Source organism: Kordia sp. (assembly GCF_050633145.1).
In the GTDB taxonomy this organism is placed as follows: domain Bacteria; phylum Bacteroidota; class Bacteroidia; order Flavobacteriales; family Flavobacteriaceae; genus Kordia.
Map to the genome: position 1 here is coordinate 114286 of NZ_JBOEFY010000018.1, position 18797 is coordinate 133082.

Annotated in this window: 13 protein-coding genes; 11 read left to right on the forward strand and 2 right to left on the reverse strand. The window is 33.4% G+C overall.

All coding sequences use genetic code 11. From position 1 onward, the window contains the following. The first annotated feature begins 9 nt into the window (after positions 1-9). Together ACRBBL_RS09445 and ACRBBL_RS09450 are read left to right on the forward strand one after the other, a co-directional pair. Positions 10-7062: an Ig-like domain-containing protein gene (locus ACRBBL_RS09445; protein ID WP_431368792.1), complete on the forward strand. Its 7053-nt coding sequence runs from the start codon at positions 10-12 to the stop codon at positions 7060-7062. Positions 7063-7078: 16 nt separating this feature from the next. Beyond that, positions 7079-7891 carry a hypothetical protein gene (locus ACRBBL_RS09450; RefSeq protein WP_431368793.1) on the forward strand — a complete coding sequence of 271 codons (813 nt, stop codon included), beginning with the start codon at positions 7079-7081 and terminating at the stop codon, positions 7889-7891. Between the two features lie 63 nt (positions 7892-7954). Here the strand turns inward: ACRBBL_RS09450 and ACRBBL_RS09455 are convergent, their stop codons facing one another. Both ACRBBL_RS09455 and ACRBBL_RS09460 read right to left on the reverse strand, forming a co-directional pair. After that, positions 7955-9667, reverse strand: a complete 1713-nt coding sequence (locus ACRBBL_RS09455) for an SBBP repeat-containing protein (protein ID WP_431368794.1) — start codon at positions 9665-9667, stop codon at positions 7955-7957. Between the two features lie 637 nt (positions 9668-10304). Next, positions 10305-10799 (reverse strand): hypothetical protein, encoded by a 495-nt coding sequence (locus ACRBBL_RS09460; protein ID WP_431368795.1) that lies wholly within the window; start codon positions 10797-10799, stop codon positions 10305-10307. Positions 10800-11131: 332 nt separating this feature from the next. Between ACRBBL_RS09460 and ACRBBL_RS09465 the strand changes: the two genes are divergently transcribed. From ACRBBL_RS09465 to atpA, 9 genes are all read left to right on the forward strand, one after another. Continuing rightward, complete coding sequence (locus ACRBBL_RS09465; protein WP_431368796.1) at positions 11132-13660, forward strand: tetratricopeptide repeat protein; 2529 nt, start codon at positions 11132-11134, stop codon at positions 13658-13660. Between the two features lie 41 nt (positions 13661-13701). After that, a complete protein-coding gene (locus tag ACRBBL_RS09470) occupies positions 13702-14112 on the forward strand; it encodes a bactofilin family protein (protein ID WP_431368797.1) in 411 nt (136 codons plus the stop codon). Further along, positions 14081-14302, forward strand: a complete 222-nt coding sequence (locus ACRBBL_RS09475) for an AtpZ/AtpI family protein (RefSeq protein ID WP_431368798.1) — start codon at positions 14081-14083, stop codon at positions 14300-14302. Before ACRBBL_RS09470 ends, ACRBBL_RS09475 begins: the two co-directional genes overlap by 32 nt. Next, positions 14292-14693, forward strand: coding sequence for a DUF6168 family protein (locus ACRBBL_RS09480; protein WP_431368799.1), 402 nt, complete (start codon positions 14292-14294; stop codon positions 14691-14693). Before ACRBBL_RS09475 ends, ACRBBL_RS09480 begins: the two co-directional genes overlap by 11 nt. Before the next feature lie 82 nt (positions 14694-14775). After that, complete coding sequence (gene atpB, locus ACRBBL_RS09485; protein WP_431368800.1) at positions 14776-15903, forward strand: F0F1 ATP synthase subunit A; 1128 nt, start codon at positions 14776-14778, stop codon at positions 15901-15903. A 33-nt stretch (positions 15904-15936) separates the two neighbouring features. Then, complete coding sequence (atpE, locus tag ACRBBL_RS09490; protein WP_431368801.1) at positions 15937-16137, forward strand: ATP synthase F0 subunit C; 201 nt, start codon at positions 15937-15939, stop codon at positions 16135-16137. Positions 16138-16229: 92 nt separating this feature from the next. Beyond that, positions 16230-16730 carry a F0F1 ATP synthase subunit B gene (locus ACRBBL_RS09495; RefSeq protein WP_431368802.1) on the forward strand — a complete coding sequence of 167 codons (501 nt, stop codon included), beginning with the start codon at positions 16230-16232 and terminating at the stop codon, positions 16728-16730. Positions 16731-16740: 10 nt separating this feature from the next. After that, positions 16741-17277: an ATP synthase F1 subunit delta gene (atpH, locus tag ACRBBL_RS09500; protein ID WP_431368803.1), complete on the forward strand. Its 537-nt coding sequence runs from the start codon at positions 16741-16743 to the stop codon at positions 17275-17277. A gap of 12 nt (positions 17278-17289) precedes the next feature. Beyond that, positions 17290-18797, forward strand: a 1508-nt coding sequence (gene atpA, locus ACRBBL_RS09505) for a F0F1 ATP synthase subunit alpha (protein WP_431368804.1), incomplete at its 3' end; no start/stop codon positions are given.

Here is an 18797-nt window from a genome sequence, read left to right on the forward strand (position 1 = left end):
AGATTAAAAATGGCATTTATAAATAGATATACCAAAGGCGATTCACTAAATTACTTTTATAGTGAAGAATTTATTCAAAATGGAGATAGTTTCATTCTAGCTATTGGCAAGACCAAAGCAGAAGGACTCATAACTTGTACTGATACTCAAGGACAATTAATATGGGAAAAAGTATATCGCATTGAAAAAGAAGAAGCCCCAATTTCATTCAAGAAAATTATCCAGATAAAACCTCATAAAGAATTTGACTACCAATATATAATTCATGCGACTACGGGTAAAAAGCATTACTTAATTAGTATTGATAGTAAAGAAGGAACTGTCAATTGGGTTGAATCCTTACCTTGGAAAGATGAAGACGTAATTGTTCATTTAGAAGCTTCTCACAAAGCTTTTGAATTCTTTGTTGTAATTTCCGATAGAAATCAAATTGATACTAGCAATTCTCCTTTTGTTGCTAAGTTTTTAGGTAATGGCTCTTTTGTTACTGGAAATTATATTGTTGTTAATAAAGAAGAGTTTATTGTAGAAGCTATTCACTCCTTCAAAGAAGGCTTGGTCATAGCAGGACGTTATATTGAAAAGGATTCAAGAGGTATAATTATTGAGCTAAACAATGATTTAAAACTAAATAAACCGATACAAATTGTTACCCCTTATAATGCCATTCATGATATAAAATGGCTAGAAGGGAAATATCTAATATCTGGTTATTTAGTAAAAGAACAAGCTGTTTTTGTAAGCATATTAGATAGTAATTTAAGTAGTCAGCCAATTTTCTACTTATCGAATACAAGAAATAACCACTCTCAATTACAAATAGCGAAAGAAGGCTTTTACATACTAACACATTATAATACACATGGAATTCTTCATTTATTAGATTGGAATTTTAATGTGCAATGGTCTAAAGAAATACATTTTGATGATCTTGAAAATGGCTTAAGGCAATTTAATTTCAACATCGAAACTAATAGAATAGTTACAACGGCTTATAATCAAAAAAATCAATCTTTACTAGTTTGTAGTGAAGATCAATTTATTACTTGTAAAACTCAAATATTAAAACCTTACAGTGTTGAAGGGATAAAATGTGATATTAAAGAATTAGATATAGACTTTAAACAAGAAGGAATAAAACCTATTCAGTATAAGGGAGATGTACAGGACATTAGTTCAAATATTATTGAGTATTGTCCATCCATCATTGCAGATTTAAAAAAGAGTACCATAACTGCAAATCCTGATTGTATCCTTCCATCTGGCGGACAATCTACAATTTCGGTTCAGTTAGTAGATGCGAATGGTAATGCTATCACAAATGGCGCAAATACAGTTGTAATTAACACCTCTTTTGCAAATATAAGTACAACAACTAACAATAATAACGGAACCTATACAGCAGTACTGACTTCGGCTTCGCCAGGAAATGCAACGTTGAGTTTTACTGTTAATGGTCAAAATGCTGGTCAAACAGTAAATGTTACGATTTCAAAAAACTGTGATGATATTGGCAATCAAGTAGATTTGCAAAATAGTACTATTACCGCTGCTTCAGATTGTATTCAACCACCTAATGGGCAATCTGTAATTACAGTTCAGCTAATAGATTCCAATGGCAATCCAATTACTAATGGTAACAGTACAGTTGTAATTAGTACCTCTTTGGGAAACATAAATACAACAACCAACAATAATAATGGAACATACACAGCGATACTAACTTCAACTTCTGTAGGTATAGCAATACTAAGTTTTACTGTAGATGGAAATAATGCCAGCCAAACGGTTAATGTTACAGTTTCTCAAGATTGTAATGATACAGGAGGCGAAGTCGATCTAAATGTTAGTACAATTACTGCTAACCCAAATCAAATACAAGCCAACGGTACATCTACATCAACAATAACTGTTCATCTTTTAGATAGTAACGGCAATCCTATAACTACAACACTTCCTGTAACTATTGTATTTGAAAATGGAACAAGTTTTCAAGCTACCTTAAGTACTACTAATAATCAAGGTGGAGGTGTTTATACAGCAATATTGCAATCAGCAAATAACGAGCAAGAACAAGTCGAGCTAAGTTTTGTGGTGGGCACTCAAGAAGCTTTTGGAAATGTAGCATTAGTCAATATTTTTAAACGATTTATCATCAGTCCTAATGGTCATTTACAATCTCCTAGTTTATATTTACAAGCAGCAGGATCAACAGGGAATGATGGTAGTGTAAGTGGTGTTCATTTACGTTGGATGCTTAAAGGCTTCATAGGAAATACACATCTACCAAAAGGAAATCATGCAACAACAAACAATCATTTCAACAAACCGGATGATTTTGTGCGTATATATAGAGCTATTTATAATCCTCAATATACAATTTTAGATTTTCAGGAACTATCGCCAAATATTGTAGATAACAATCATTATTTGTGGATTTATCATTTAAATGGCAATCCGTTCTATGTGTATTTTAAAAATGCAGTTAAATATAATCAAGTAAAAGCGACAATTGACCCATTAACTTCAAGTTATAGTTTTATTCAATCCTATGGTTCTGAACTTATTGAAGTTGACCATAAAACAACATTATCTTTTGCAGTAACATTAAGAGGTATATCAGCTTCTACAGCCATTCAAGCAGAAACTTTATCTGTAGAAAACAATAATCTAACAGCTATTAAGTATGTAACGGCAAGAAAAGATTTTACAGAACAAGGGCGATTTGAAGAAGAAAATATAAGAGCGGTTAGGTTTAAAGCAAATCATGTAAAACAGCTTTTGTTTGAGAGATATGCAGATGCCTTGGAAACTAATACAGATCAAAACAATTGGTCATTTATTGGTGCTTATGCATTAACAGACGCAGATAGTATTGCTGAGAACAGATTAGAAGCCACCAGCGGTACTGCAGATATTCATGGACAATGGCCAAGATTTAATGACAATGAAACCGTAAACAAAGATAACTATATAAATCGATGGAACGGTACAGAAACGCAATCGTACGGTACAGAATATTATGAATATTACGACAGACGATTGAAAACAACCATCAAAAGGTATATAGAGATAACTGATGAACAGCCTACAAACCCAACTGCGATAGAAGCTATTCCATTTAGTACAACACTACCTGAAGGAGTAGAAACTCAAGACCAAGATGTTCAGAGTATTTCTAATTTGAAAATTCTACGATTAGGTTCTATGGACTATCATTTAGCAAGAATGATGGGATTAGGACACATTGATAATAGCATCAACACATCTCAACAAGAAGAAAAATATTTCTATCTGGCAGAATATGTTACTCTAGATAATATAAACAATGGTCAGCAAGATGCTAATGCAGAAGAAATTCAACATTTGTACTTGTCGCTGCCAACTGCAATGATTAATGAAAGGTTACCAATACCAGTTAATCTCTCAGAACCAATTTTAGGAACCAACAATCCTGAAGGCAATAGCTTAACAGGGTTAATCGATGAAGAAGGCTATTTATTTGATGGGAAGCAACGCTTTATCAGTTTGGTCATTGATGACTTACTAGAAAGTCAGACCAATATAGATTTTTATGAAACTAATGTACAATTCAGTACATCAGAATCTACAGAACCGGTATATTTAGGTCTAGAGTATAAATTATTCGATCCAGCAAATCCTAATGCTTCCAATTGGAGAAAACCTGAATTATCAAACACTTCAGATTTTCATAATTACATAGCAACTGGAACGCCAACTGTAGTAAATAATGAAACAATTCCATTACTAATTCCGGAAGCTGGAGAAACGCTCTTTTTACACAGAGAACGAGAAGAGGGCTGGCATCGATACAGTTCCTACAGCATTAACTGGTTCGGCCGCTCGCAAATGAGTACAATATTTTGGGATTTAGAAACCAAATTCAAACCTCAGAACCGATTGTTGCCGCCATCCAATGCAAAGGCTTGCTTGATTGTTGAAGAAAGTCCGTTAATGCTAACTTCTGCAGATGAACAGGCAATGTATAACACATTGGTGCAAAATAATGTAGCAGATAAAACCTTAATAAGATTGACTTTTGATCACCACATTGATCAAGATAGATTAACCTATCAAATTAATCAGGAATCAATGGGCTCATTTACTGATCCATTACATCCTGATGCTATTTTTAAAGATGATAAAGAGGTTTTTGCAGACCGTATTAATTTATTTTTCAGAAACAGACCTCCTAAAACTGTTGCTGGTAAAATTAAATCGATAGAGCCTCATTCAAATAGTGCTTTAGCAATTATTAGAACAGAACCTTATCAATTAGTCTCTACAGGAGATGAAATTGTTCCTGAAATATCAAATGGTCAACTTTCACATTTTATAGGAAGTGTCTTTATGTTTAATAGTATCAAGTATATTATTCATGAAGTTGTGCAATCTACTATTTCTGGAGAAGGACCGATATTTACTGTCTATAAGCAAATTATTTCAGAAGCTATGATAAATGGCGCAGATCCTGATTCAAATATGCCGTTAGAATTACCAGTATTTTCAGGAATAACTATGTTTAATACTGTCGAAAATATGCTTACTGAAACTAACTGGCAAGTAGGCAATTCTGCAACGGTTAACAAGTTGGATTTTCAAATTCAAATTGAAGATGAAGACTGGTCAATCTATAGAGATGCAAAAATCCACAGAGAAGTTATAGATGAAGAAAGTATAAGTGGTGTGCCAGAACAAATTGTAGAAAAGTCTAGAGGTATTTGGAGAACTGCATTTATTGAAGAAGAATTGAGACCACAAGCCGTTTTTCCTGAACAATATGATATTGATGGAAGTATTGTTACTGAACTCATCCACAATGGGATGTACAAGATAACATTTCCAAATACATTAGAACATCATCCCCAATTTAATACACATAATATAGATTGGTATCAAGGAATTATTAGAATTCATACACAAAACAACCCGACTAGAAAACGTAAAATTTTAGAAGTTGTAAAAATTGAAAATGTTGGAACTACAACTCCGCTTATAGTTTATGCAATTGACCCTCAATATCCTGTTAATGTTTCCGATGATGATGCAGTTGAAGGTTTTGACCCTATATTAATAGGAAATCAAGAAGTGAATTTTTATCCGGGCTACCGTGTATATCTATATCATGATGTAGTACATCATTTAACTGAAGATGCTATTTTGCCTGATACGGGAGAAGGTTTACGCTATTCTATTTTTGGGTTACAGACTATAGATCCAAACCATCCTGAGGATGCTGCCAACTCCAGTGAGTGGTATGCATCAAAGATAGGGCAACCAGCTCCATTTTTTGCTCAGGAAATTATTAGACCTCAAACACCTTTGATGTCTAATGGAGAAGAATTTATTTATGCAACAAGACCTGACACTTTTGGTAAATCCACCTTTACCTTAACACCAGGGTTTTTGCATACTCCACATGGCGTTCAATTTTATAGAACCAATGATGATGCCATATTAAATGCATTATACAAGCCAAGTACGCTATTAGAAATAAAAACCAAATTAAAGGGAGATTTAGACCCTAAATTGCATTTAGTAAAGCGTTGGCAAAATCTATTAGAGTTCGATTTGGAATATGATGAAACATTTCAAACCGATGGACAGTTCTTTTTATATCCAGAAGATGAAACAGGTTATAGATTTCCAATGCCTGATAAATACTATCTGTACAAATCCATAAATGATATTTTAGAATATAGAAACCAAAATTATGGAACAAATCACAATTTACTAGATCTAGGTAATCCTGACGATGATTCAGATAATGGAGTTATAGGAACATTAGCTTTCTCACATATTGTTATTCCTGCAGTACCAAGTGAAGGTATAAACGATGGTGTAACACTTATGGATTATATGAAATCTGTTATTTATAATGCTTTTACACCATTGACCGAAATACCATTAATGCATCAATATATTAATGATTCCAATTATCAGCCTATTGCAAAAAAGCAAGTAATACGTGATGATAATGGTTTATTGTTAGCTCCAACAGACCCAAAATTTGATATGGCTCCAATGGCTAAGAAATTATCAAATGACTCGATTCAAAATATTCCAGGGGCTGAAACTGCGGTATTATTTACTGATTTTAATTTAGATGGAACATCTGACAACCTGTATTTCTATGCTATTAGGGAAATGGGGAATACAATGCAATTAGGAGATTACAGTACAATCTTAGGACCAATTAAGCTAGTAAACACTAAACCACCACAAGCACCTGAAATTAGAAGGATAATGCCTGTATTACAAAATGATAATTTAGGCATATTAACCGGAGTTTCTGTAGAAATTAATGCATATCCAAAAATTCAAAATATTAAACAGCTTAAATTGTACAGAACACTAAATCCAGCTAAAGCCTTATCGGTAAGATCTATGGATTTAATCAAAACAATTGATTTAGAAGTTGATGGGCAAATTGATAATAATATTTGGAAAATAAAAGATGAGTTTGCTGATTTAGGTTATATACCTTATAGTGATCCATTATATTATAAAGTCACTGCTTTAAGAGAAATTACCTATGCGGATGGAAGTAATATAGTAGATGCCACTCATCCCGAAATTACGGAATATGCACCATCAGAACCTTCAAAGTTATTAATAAGTAGTATAGTGGAGACTACAAGTCCAGAGTCACCAACATTGCAGTATAATTTTGATCCAGATACATCTGATACAACTCTAATACATCATGTGATTTTGAAATGGGAAAAGAAAGTTCATAACGGAAAATATCATGTATATAAGATGAACAATCAAGGGAACTGGATAAAGATTCATACTTTAAGTTCAAACTTACAAGAGATTCAACTTCTAGCAGCAGATACTTCATTAGAGAATGGAACACTTTCAATTGAAAATGACGGAGGAAGTCCAATATATCACCATTTCAAAGTTATTTCTGAAAACTCTGTTGGAATGCTCAGTACAGAAGATAAAATTATGACACTTCCAAACGAAAACAATATAGCTTCAGAAGAAGGTATAGGTGATATGATTATAGAAAATACAAATATAGTTAGATAACAAAAAAAGAATAAATATGTCAAATAGAAACGATTTAAAACAATACTTTGAAACTGGAAAAAAACCGACACAGCAAGAGTATGAAGACTTAATTGACAGTACAGTTAATAAATCTGATGATAAAGCAAATTTAGAGGAAGCTGCTAATGAAGCTATAGATGACAAATATATAACTCCAAAGACAGCTAAACGAGCAGTTGAAACACACCTTCCAAATGCTACAACATCTCAAGCAGGTATTGTAAGACGATCAACAGCAACAGAAGTTGATAGTGGCGCAAATGTTAATGCCTATGTAACCCCATTAAATACAAGAAATATTATAGAGGATTTAGCACCTGGCTTAGCTCCGGTACAAAGTGTTAACGGGTTAGATGGTCATGTAGTTTTAAATTTAGGGAATTCTAGTACTGACAGAGGCAGTACACGAGAAGGCATTCTTAAGTTTTATTACACACCAAACAGTACAACAGATATTTTTCACATAAAATTGCCTTATAGGACAGACACAGATAATAAAATGTTTTATCTAAAAGCATCTGGATATGCTTATCAAAGTTCTGAAATTATTGATATTGTCTGGGTAGGCTATTGTTATCAAAGTGGATCTACTGGAAATAAACTGCTACGTACTCAAACAGATGTCAGTAGATCGTCAAGTATTACGGCAGGACAATATGAAGGGTCTGATAAACATATTTATTTGTGGCTAAAAGTCGGCAATACAAATCATACAACGTTTAAAGTGGATAGTATGCGAGTTGGTAACGGTACTTTACTTGAAGATGGTGCTTTACAAGTAATAGTAAGTGATCAGTTGGAGTTATAGTATAATCTAACTGATTTCTCTAATAATCTTTTTAGTAATTAGGGAAATTCATAATGCACAAAATCAAATTTTTATAATTTTTTTATAACTCTTAAGATTATCCGTATGTATTTCTAATAAATATATACCAGTTGATAAAACACTTACATCTATTTGATTTTGGGTTTTATTGATGTTTATTTTATACATGAACTTTCCTTGAATATCATATATATTAATATGTGAAATATTTTTTTTGCTTTCCACATATATGTAGTCTTGTGTTGGATTTGGAAATAATACTATTTCATTAGATATAATGTCATTTTCTGTAACCGATAGACTAGACGATTCTAAGTTTAAAATAAAAATATCTCTGCTGCCATTTGAGTCAACTTCGAAAACATCAGTTTCAGGATCAAAATCTACAGTATTACGAAATGCTCCAATAATTAAAATATTAAAATTACTATCTACATCAATCGAATTTACAGATTCAGAACCAGAACCACCTATTTGTTTTACGTACATAAAATTACCAATAGCGTCCAACTTATGAATAAATATATCTCCACTACCGTTTGATGTTAAATTAAATACGGTACTTTGATCTGGATCAAAATCTACAGTAGAAAGAAATCTTCCAGTAGTGTAAACATCACCATTACTATCTAAAGCAATTGAATTTCCTGTATCAGAACTCGAGCCTCCAAAACTCTTGGCCCATACATAATTACCACTTTGATCTAATTTCAAAATAAATGCATCTGTATTTGCTACTGAAGTTAATTCGTTTGTTTCTGATGGAGAAGGATTGAAATCTACAGTATCTCTAAACGAACCTGTTACATAAACATTTCCACTATTATCGGTTGCGATATCATTTCCTATATCTGAATTGGAAGCACCAAATGATTTTGCCCAAATAAAATTACCATTTAAATCTAATTTGACAGCAAAAATATCACTATCATTACTTCCTCCATCAGAAGTTAAATTAAATGTTCCAGAGCCCGGATCAAAATCTACAGTGAATGAGAAAATACCAGTTAGATATATAGAACTGTTATTATCTATTTGAATTGAATGTCCAGAACCTTCAGATTGGGCGTTATTGTCCTTAAGTGCCCGTACGAAAATAATATTCCCTGAATTATCTATTTTGCAAATAAAAATATCATCTCCATTCCCTGAATTACTAGAACTAATATTTACGAAAGTTCCAGAACCAGGATCATAAGATATAGTTCCTCTAAAATTTCCTGTTACATAAAGATTGTCAGAAGAATCTTTATCCATAGACATGCTCTCAACTGATAAAGATGATCCTGGTATGTCTGTAACCCATAAAAAATTACCATTAGAATCGTATTTGGCAATAAACATATTTCCGCTACCAGAAAAAAGAGTTGTTGAGTTTGCACTTGGATCAAAATCTACAGTGCCTAAAAAATCACCTAATACAAAAATGTTCCCTGAAGAATCTGTAATAATTGATATTCCATCATCATTACTCGCTCCTCCTATTTGTTTCACCCAAAGTAAATTTCCAGTAGTATCTAATTTTGCAAAAAAAACATCTGTTTGTCCATTAGAAATCAAAGTCACATTTCCAGATTGAGTATCAAAACCCACAGTTTCTGTGAAAATTCCTGTAATATAAATATTATTAGCATCTCTATGAACTGCTTGCCCTATATCAAATGAATTCCCTCCATAAGTTTTCACAAAGTCTAAATTGACATCTTGAGCAAAAAGGGATACGGAAAAAAGTAATAAAAAGATTAATCGTAACATTTTTTTTAGGTTTTATCAAAGTTAATCATTGTCAGGCTGTAAATGAATTTTAATAGTATATTTATAAATTATACTGTTTGAATTTCCTATACCTAGAAGAGTATTTATGCTAAGTTAATAATTATATATCAAGCTGATTTGTTTATTTTTAAGATCAATGTCCTTTCCTCTCAATCTACAGCTTTTATGTTTCTTAAAAAACGTATGCAATGAATTGAGTAAACTATCTCAAATACGAATCATTTTTATTCATATACTCACGGATCTGTTTGACTTGTTGATCTGTGTAAACTTTATGTGTTTTGGTCTTTCTTTTAATTTGTGAATAGCTTTTACAGGTTCGTCTGTTCATTCTCCTTGCTTATTATTTTTTTTAAAGAATAAAAAAAACAGCAATTTTACAACGTTTCAAGGCTTTGATGTCGATTGTATCTAAATCATTTTCTTTTAACCATTTTGAAAACCTCTTATAATGTTCTTTGATCGTAATTCTAGCACGAACAGACCAATAAACTTGGCAAATCTAACACTTCTAGGTATAGTTATTCATGTTACACGGTAACTAGCTCCTATCCTTAACGCGAAAACAGTAATGCGTCATGCTGAGTGGAGTCGAAGCATCCTTAATGCAACTATTTTAAAAAGGTATCGGGAAAGGAATTTCAATAGGTCCAATAGCGCAAATAATATTATAGCCAATAACCCATCCAAGTTCGCCATCACATTCTAAAATGTAAGCTACTGCACAAATAGTACAAAGAGGATTGTACGGATTAACGCCGCAAGTAATGGTTCGAACACCTTTTAAATCACAATCATCATACTCATCCGGAACGCCGCTTGTAATTGTACAATCTTCATCAATGATAGCTAAACCACCTACAAAAGTGACACAGCCATAACGAACTTCATCTCCTTTGGCAATTGAATTCAGTTGATTTTCAATATACGCTTCTGGATTACTAGCAAACCTTTTAGGAATGCGATTAAACTCCCCAATTGAAGTTAATAAACTGCTTTTCAACTCAACAGCATTATCTTCAAAAGCATCTGTTTCTGTATTCACGGTATCAGTCTGACATGCAAAAAAAGCAAAAAACGATACAATTAAAATGTAACTAAGTTTTTTCATGATTTTGGTTTTTTAGATTAGTAATACTAAGTTAAATAATCTAAAAATCAAACACTTACGGTAATGACGTACATTGTGCAAGTCGAAATCTAGCGTTATGTTATAGTTTTCCCTTAACTCTAGTCTAATTAACAAAATCAACCTAAAAAACATAAAATATTGCTGCAAAAAGGCAATCTTTCTTCTTTTTGGGAATTTCTTATCATAGAAAACCCATAAAAAACGCGAGTTTATCACAGATTTTATCAAATTTTTCAAAAAGAAATGTATTTTTACCTTTCTGTATACTAAATACGTCAAATTTTAGTTTTAAAAATACTAAATAGATCACCTTGAAAAAAACACTACATATATCGGTAATACTTTCAGTACTAGGAATTTTACTCTATAGCTGTTCTACCAAAAAAGATACATTCATTAACAGAAACTTCCATTCTGTCACCACAAAATACAATGTGTTGTTCAACGGAAAAGTTGCTTTTGAAGAAGGAAGAGAAGCTTTAATGAATGCATACATTGATAACTATTGGGAAATTCTTCCAATAGAACGTATGGAAATTTTGGACGATTTAACGCTTCCAGGACAAGGAGGAAAAAACCCAAACTTCAAAAAAGCAGAAGAAAAAGCGGTAAAAGCAATTCAGAAGCATTCCATGGACATCAAGGGTCGCCAGCGAAATCCGCAAATGGATGAAGCGTATTTATTACTAGGACAAGCACGGTATTTCGATCAGCGATTTATTCCTGCATTGGAGGCTTTCAATTATACCATTGGTGAATATCCAAATAGCGATAAAATCAATCAAACTAAAATTTGGAGAGAAAAGACACACTTGCGTTTGGAAAATGAAGAATTCGCAATTGCCAACTTAAAAAGACTGATAAAGTTTGAAAAACTAGAAGATCAAGAATATGCAGATGCTAATGCTGTATTGGCTCAGGCATATATCAATTTAAAACACAAAGACAGTGCTGTGCAAGTCTTAAAACGTGCAGCTTCATCTACAAAAATCCGTGAAGAGCAAGGACGTTACAATTATATCATTGGGCAATTGTTTAACAGATTAGGTTACAAAGACAGTGCAAATATTGCATTTGATAAAGTAATTGATCTTAACAGAAAATCGCCTCGTGTATACATGATCAATGCAAAAATTGAAAAAGCGAAGAACTTTGACTTAGAAACAGGAAACAAAGAAGAATTTTTGGAAATGCTAACCGATTTGTCGGAAGATCGTGAAAATAGACCTTTCTTAGATAAAATATACCGTCAATTAGGAGAATATCATTTAGGAGAAGATTCATTAAAGTTAGCAGAAGATTTCTTTAATAAATCACTTCGCAAAGTGCAAACAGACAAACACTTAAAAGCATTAGATTACGAAAATATTGCTGCTTTACGTTTTGATGATGCCAACTATAAAGATGCAGGAAAATATTATGATAGTACCTTACTAAATTTAAAAAAGAACACACGTAAGTTTAGAAGAATTGAAAAGAAAAGAGCAAACCTCGATGACGTAATTGCGTATGAAGATGTAGCAAAATTAAATGATAGTATTTTAATGGTAGTCAACTTCTCTGAAGAAGAGCGTACTGCGTATTTCCAAGAGCATATTGATAAGTTAAAAGAAATTGAAGCTGCAAAGAAAGCCAAAGAAGAACAGGAAAAAAGTTTTGCCGACAATGAATTTGCTTCAAGCAGAAACAAAGGGCCAAAAAATGGTGGCGATGAATTCTACTTTTACAACCAAACAACAGTTGCGTATGGTAAAAATGAATTCCGTAAAAAATGGGGCGATCGTGCTTTAGAAGATAATTGGCGTTTGTTTAATAAAAACGTTATTGTAAAAACGAGTGCAGAATCTGCTACAGCAGAAGGAGGAGGAAGTTCAGAAGGGAAAGCAGACATTTACTCAGTAGCGTTTTACACAGATAAAATTCCAACAGACGAAAAAGTAATTGACAGCATTGGAAAAGAACGCAACTTTGCATACTACCAATTAGGGTTAATCTACAAGGAAAAGTTTAAAGAATACGAATTGGCTGCAAACCGATTGGAGCAGTTATTGCAAAACAATCCAGAAGAAAAACTGATCCTTCCATCAAAATATAATTTATATAAAATTTATACACTTTTAGAAGATTCAAGCAAAGCAGATCAATACAAAAGTGATATTTTAAACAATCATGGTGACAGTCGTTATGCGCAAATCTTACGCAATCCGCAAGATGTAATCGCTTCCGACGAAAACAGTCCAGAAAGTTTATATGCCAATACTTATAAAAAGTTTGCAGCTCAAGACTTTGAAGGCGCATTAAATGATGCCGAAAAGTACATTCAGCAATTTACAGGAGAAGAAATTGTACCCAAGTTTGAAATGCTAAAAGCCATTACTATTGCCAGATTAGATGGTTTTACTGCATACAGAGAAGCGTTGAATTATGTAGCACTCAACTACCCAAATAACGAAGAAGGAAAACGTGCGCAGCAAATCATCAAATCGTCACTGCCAAAAATAGCCAATAGAGCAGCTGCAAAAGATGATGAGTCAAAGAGTTTTAAAATCATTTATGCGTTTCAGAAAAATGAAACAGAAGCAATGGATGCGCTCGAAAAAACAATCAATCAAGCATTTGAAGATCGTGGATACAATTCACTTTCAATATCACGCGATGTATATGATAGAAGTCAGAAATTTATTGTCATCCATGGATTCAAAACCAAGTTAGCCGCTGTAAGTGTTGAAGACATGTTGGAAACAGGACCTAATTATATGGTTGAAAAACAAAATGTAATTATGTCTGCTGAAAATTATCAAACTGTACAAATACATAAAAATATAGAAGAAATTAAATAATAGCCAATCAACTAAACAATCCCTCAAAACTAGCCTATACCATGTTTTCAGAATCAAAAAAAGGTCGCAACAACGAAACTACGCGCGGACAATCAAATCGAATTGGAAAATCAACAAGCATCAAAGGTGATGTCGTCTCAAAGTCTGACTTTAGAATTGACGGAAAACTAGACGGTAGTGTAGAAACTACAGGTAAAATAGTCATAGGTCAAAGTGGTATCATTACAGGAAAAGTAACCTGTGCTAATGCAGACATTCAAGGACGTTTTCATGGAGAATTGGTAGTTTCAAACTTACTTACATTAAAAAGTTCGGCTGTCATTGAAGGTGATGTTACAGTAAGTAAATTGTCTATAGAACCAGGAGCTACATTTAATGCTACCTGTACAATGAAAACAGGAATCAAAGAACTCAAATCAAGTGAAGGAAAAAAAGCCGATAAAACCGCTTAATAAAGCAATGCGTTTAAGTGGTGCAGGTTTGCAAATGGGACTTACCATTTATGCCTGCAACTATCTTGGAAATTGGCTTGATATAAAATACAATCAAACTTTTTGGGAAACTAGTCTGACGCTTTTTGGCGTTTTTGCAGCTATGTATTTGGTTATTATGCAAGTATTAAAAATTACAGATGATGCTTAGAGAAATACTCATATATATGCTAGCATTTGGTATGTTGTTTTTCTTGGGCGATTTCGCACACAACTACTATATTGAAACTCAAGAAATTTCACTCGGTTTTTCCTTGCGAAACATGTATGCATTTCACGCATTCTTTTCCTTGCAACTCTGCATTGTATTTGCTTTGTTGTCTAACAACGAAAAACTACGTCCACAATTGGGATTCATATACTTAGGGTCATTTGTTTTAAAAATGATCGTCTTTTGTATCGTTTTCTACAATCCATTATTTACGGTAGAAAAACTCTCAAATACGCAGCGTATTTCGCTTATAATTCCTATGATCGTTTTTCTAATTTTGGAGGTCTATTTTATCATCAAAATCTTGAACAAAAATCATTCTCAGAAATAAAGTTGAAAAAAAGGCTGTTTTTCTAATTAATTGTTTAATTTTGCGCAGAATTTACGAAGGGTAATTTTTGAATAAATCAATTATGAAGATAGTACAAAAATCTATCAAGTTTCTTACAGTAGTTGCGATTGCACTATGTTCTTTCAATGTTTTTGCTGGTGATTCTGGTGATAAACATGACAAACAAGATAACGGAGAAATCTATGGTAAAGATAAGGTAGATCCTTATATTTTACATCACATCCAAGATTCTCACGATTTCAATCTTTTTTCTTATACAAATGATGTAGGTGAAAGAAAACATGTTGGTTTTCCATTACCCGTAATTGTATACACAAGTCAAGGAATCAAAACGTTTATGTCTTCTGAATTTCATCATAATGATGATGGAACAGAAATTGTTGAAAAAGACGGTGTAAAACTTGCTAAATTTCATGGGAAAATCTACGAATTAGAAGCTGGAGCAACTAAAATTGTAGAAGACGATCATCATCACCCTGCTAATGCGCACAAAGTATTAGATTTATCCATTACAAAAAGTGTTGTAGGAGTATTATTAGTTGGTTTACTATTATTCTTCTGGTTCTCTTCATTAGCACGTCAATACAAGAAAAGAAAAGTACCTACAGGTTTCGGTCGTGTATTAGAGCCTTTGGTATTATATGTTAGAGACGAAATTGCACGTCCAAACATTGGTGACAAACACTACAGAAGATTTACTGGATATTTAATGACAGTATTCTTTTTTATCTGGTTATTAAACTTATTAGGGTTAACACCAATAGGTTTCAACGTAACAGGTCAGTTAGCAGTAACTGCATGTTTAGCACTATTCACTTTAATCATTTATACAACAAGTGGAAACAAACACTATTGGGGACACATCTTATGGATGCCAGGAGTGCCAGTTTTAATACGTCCAGTATTAGCTGTAATTGAATTAGCAGGAACATTTTTAATTAAGCCATTTTCATTACTAGTGCGTTTGTTTGCAAACATATCTGCAGGACACATTGTAGTAATGAGTTTAATCGCGATCATGTATACATTAAGAGAATCTATGGGACTTGGTGGTTCTATGGCATTATCTTTTATATTATCATTTTTTATCACATTAATAGAAGTATTAGTTGCCTTCTTACAAGCATATATCTTTACAATGCTATCAGCATTATTCATTGGTATGGCAGTAGAAGAAGCGCATCACTAAATAAAGAATTTGTTTAATTTTTAAATCAATACTATGGAACCAGTAACTTACAATTTAATTGGAGCAGGATTAATCGTAATCGGAGCAGGAATTGGTCTTGGTCAAATCGGAGGAAAAGCAATGGAAGGAATTGCGCGTCAGCCAGAAGCGACTAACAAAATTCAAACTGCAATGATTATCATCGCTGCACTTTTAGAAGGTTTAGCATTTGGTGCTTTATTCTTAGGAAAATAAGAACCGAACAAAAAATAAGTATTCTCCTGCAACGGTTGGTTGCAGGGAATACTTAAAATTAAACAGAAATAACACTATAATTACCTTATACAATGGATAAGTTGTTAAATGATTTTTCGCCAGGACTATTTATAATCCAAACAATATTATTATTACTATTAATATTTTTAATGGTAAAATTTGCTTGGAAACCAATCTTAAACTCTTTAAACGAAAGAGAATCAGGGATTCAAGATGCGTTGGACGCGGCTGAAAATGCAAAGAAAGAAATGCAAAACTTGCAATCAGATAACGAAAAGTTATTAAAAGAAGCACGTGCAGAAAGAGAAGGAATGTTGAAAGAAGCGCGTGAAATCAAAGAAAAAATGATCGCAGACGCTAAAGGTGAAGCACAAGAGCAAGCAAACAAAATGATTGCTCAAGCACAAGAAAGCATCCGTAGTGAAAAGCAAGCTGCATTAGCAGAGTTAAAAACCCAAGTAGCTAACATTTCTGTAGACATCGCAGAAAAAGTAGTTCGTGGTGAATTAGCAGACAAAAAGAAGCAATTATCTTTAGTAGATAAAATGCTTGAAGACGTTACACTAAACTAATAACAATACGATGGCAGGATCTAGAGCAGCAATACGCTACGCAAAAGCGATCTTAAGTTTAGCACAAGACCAAAATGCAGGTGAAACTGTAGCAAAGGACATGGACGGAATCGTAAAAACGGTTGCAAATAGCAAAGACTTAAAGTCAATGCTAAACAGTCCTATTGTAAAACCTGAAATTAAGAAGTCAGCTTTACAAGAAATCTTTACAGGAGTTCATGCAATATCTGAAGGATTGATCGACATCCTAGTAGCCAACAAACGTGTTGATTTATTAGACGATGTAGCAGCACAATACAGCATCTTATTTGATGCATCACAAGGAAAAGAAACAGCAGTAGTAACTACAGCAGTTCCATTAACTGATGCGCTAAGAGAAAAAGTATTAGCTAAGGTAAAAGACCTTACGGGTAACCAAGTAACAATAGAAAACAAAATCGATGAAAGTATCATAGGTGGATTTATTCTACGTTTGGGAGATTTGCAATACAATGCAAGCATTTCAAACCAATTGAGTAACCTAAAACGATCTTTCTCTCAAAATTAAATACTAAATAGAATGGCAGAAGTTAAAGCTGCTGAGGTATCAGCAATATTAAAAAAGCAACTTTCAGGATTTGAAGCAACAGCTTCATTAGACGAAGTTGGAACTGTACTACAAGTAGGTGATGGTATCGCACGTGTATACGGATTAGCTAACGCTCAATACGGAGAATTAGTAGAATTTGACAGCGGACTTGAAGGGATTGTATTAAACCTTGAAGAAGATAACGTTGGTGTGGTTTTATTAGGATCTTCACAAAGTATCAAAGAAGGTGGAACCGTAAAACGTACACAACGTATTGCATCTATCCAAGTGGGAGAAGGAATTGTTGGACGTGTTGTAGACACATTAGGAAGTCCTATTGATGGAAAAGGTCCTATTGAAGGAACAACATACGAAATGCCTTTAGAGCGTAAAGCACCTGGAGTTATTTATCGTGAACCAGTTACTGAACCATTACAAACAGGAATTAAAGCAATTGATGCAATGATCCCAGTTGGTAGAGGACAACGTGAATTGGTAATTGGAGATAGACAAACTGGAAAAACAGCAGTTTGTATTGATGCAATTCTAAATCAAAAAGAATTTTACGATGCAGGTGAGCCTGTATATTGTATATATGTTGCCGTTGGACAAAAAGCTTCAACAGTAGCACTTATTGCAAAGACTCTTGAAGAAAAAGGAGCTTTAGCATACACAACAATAGTAGCTGCAAACGCATCAGATCCTGCTGCAATGCAAGTATATGCACCATTTACTGGAGCATCTATTGGAGAATACTTTAGAGATACTGGAAGACCAGCATTGATTGTTTATGATGATTTATCTAAGCAAGCAGTTGCATACCGTGAGGTATCTTTATTACTTCGTCGTCCACCAGGACGTGAAGCATACCCTGGAGATGTATTCTACCTTCACTCTCGTTTATTAGAGCGTTCTGCAAAAGTGATCAACAATGATGCTATTGCAAAGGAAATGAATGACCTTCCAGACTCGTTGAAACCTCTTGTAAAAGGTGGTGGATCGTTAACAGCATTACCAATCATTGAAACACAAGCAGGAGATGTATCTGCATATATTCCAACAAACGTAATTTCGATTACTGATGGACAGATCTTCTTAGATGGTGATTTATTTAACTCTGGTGTTCGTCCAGCAATTAACGTAGGTATTTCTGTATCTCGTGTTGGTGGTAACGCACAGATTAAATCAATGAAAAAAGTATCTGGTACGTTAAAACTAGATCAAGCACAATATCGTGAATTAGAAGCATTCGCAAAGTTTGGTTCTGACTTAGATGCAGTTACATTAAATGTAATTAACAAAGGAAAGCGTAACGTGGAAATCTTAAAGCAAGCACAGAATGATCCGTTTGCAGTAGAAGACCAAGTTGCAATTATCTATGCTGGATCTAAAAACTTATTAAAAGACGTTCCTGTAAACAAAGTGAAAGAATTTGAAAGAGATTTCATTGAATTCTTAAACGCTAAGCACAGAGGTGTTTTAGATACGTTAAAAGCAGG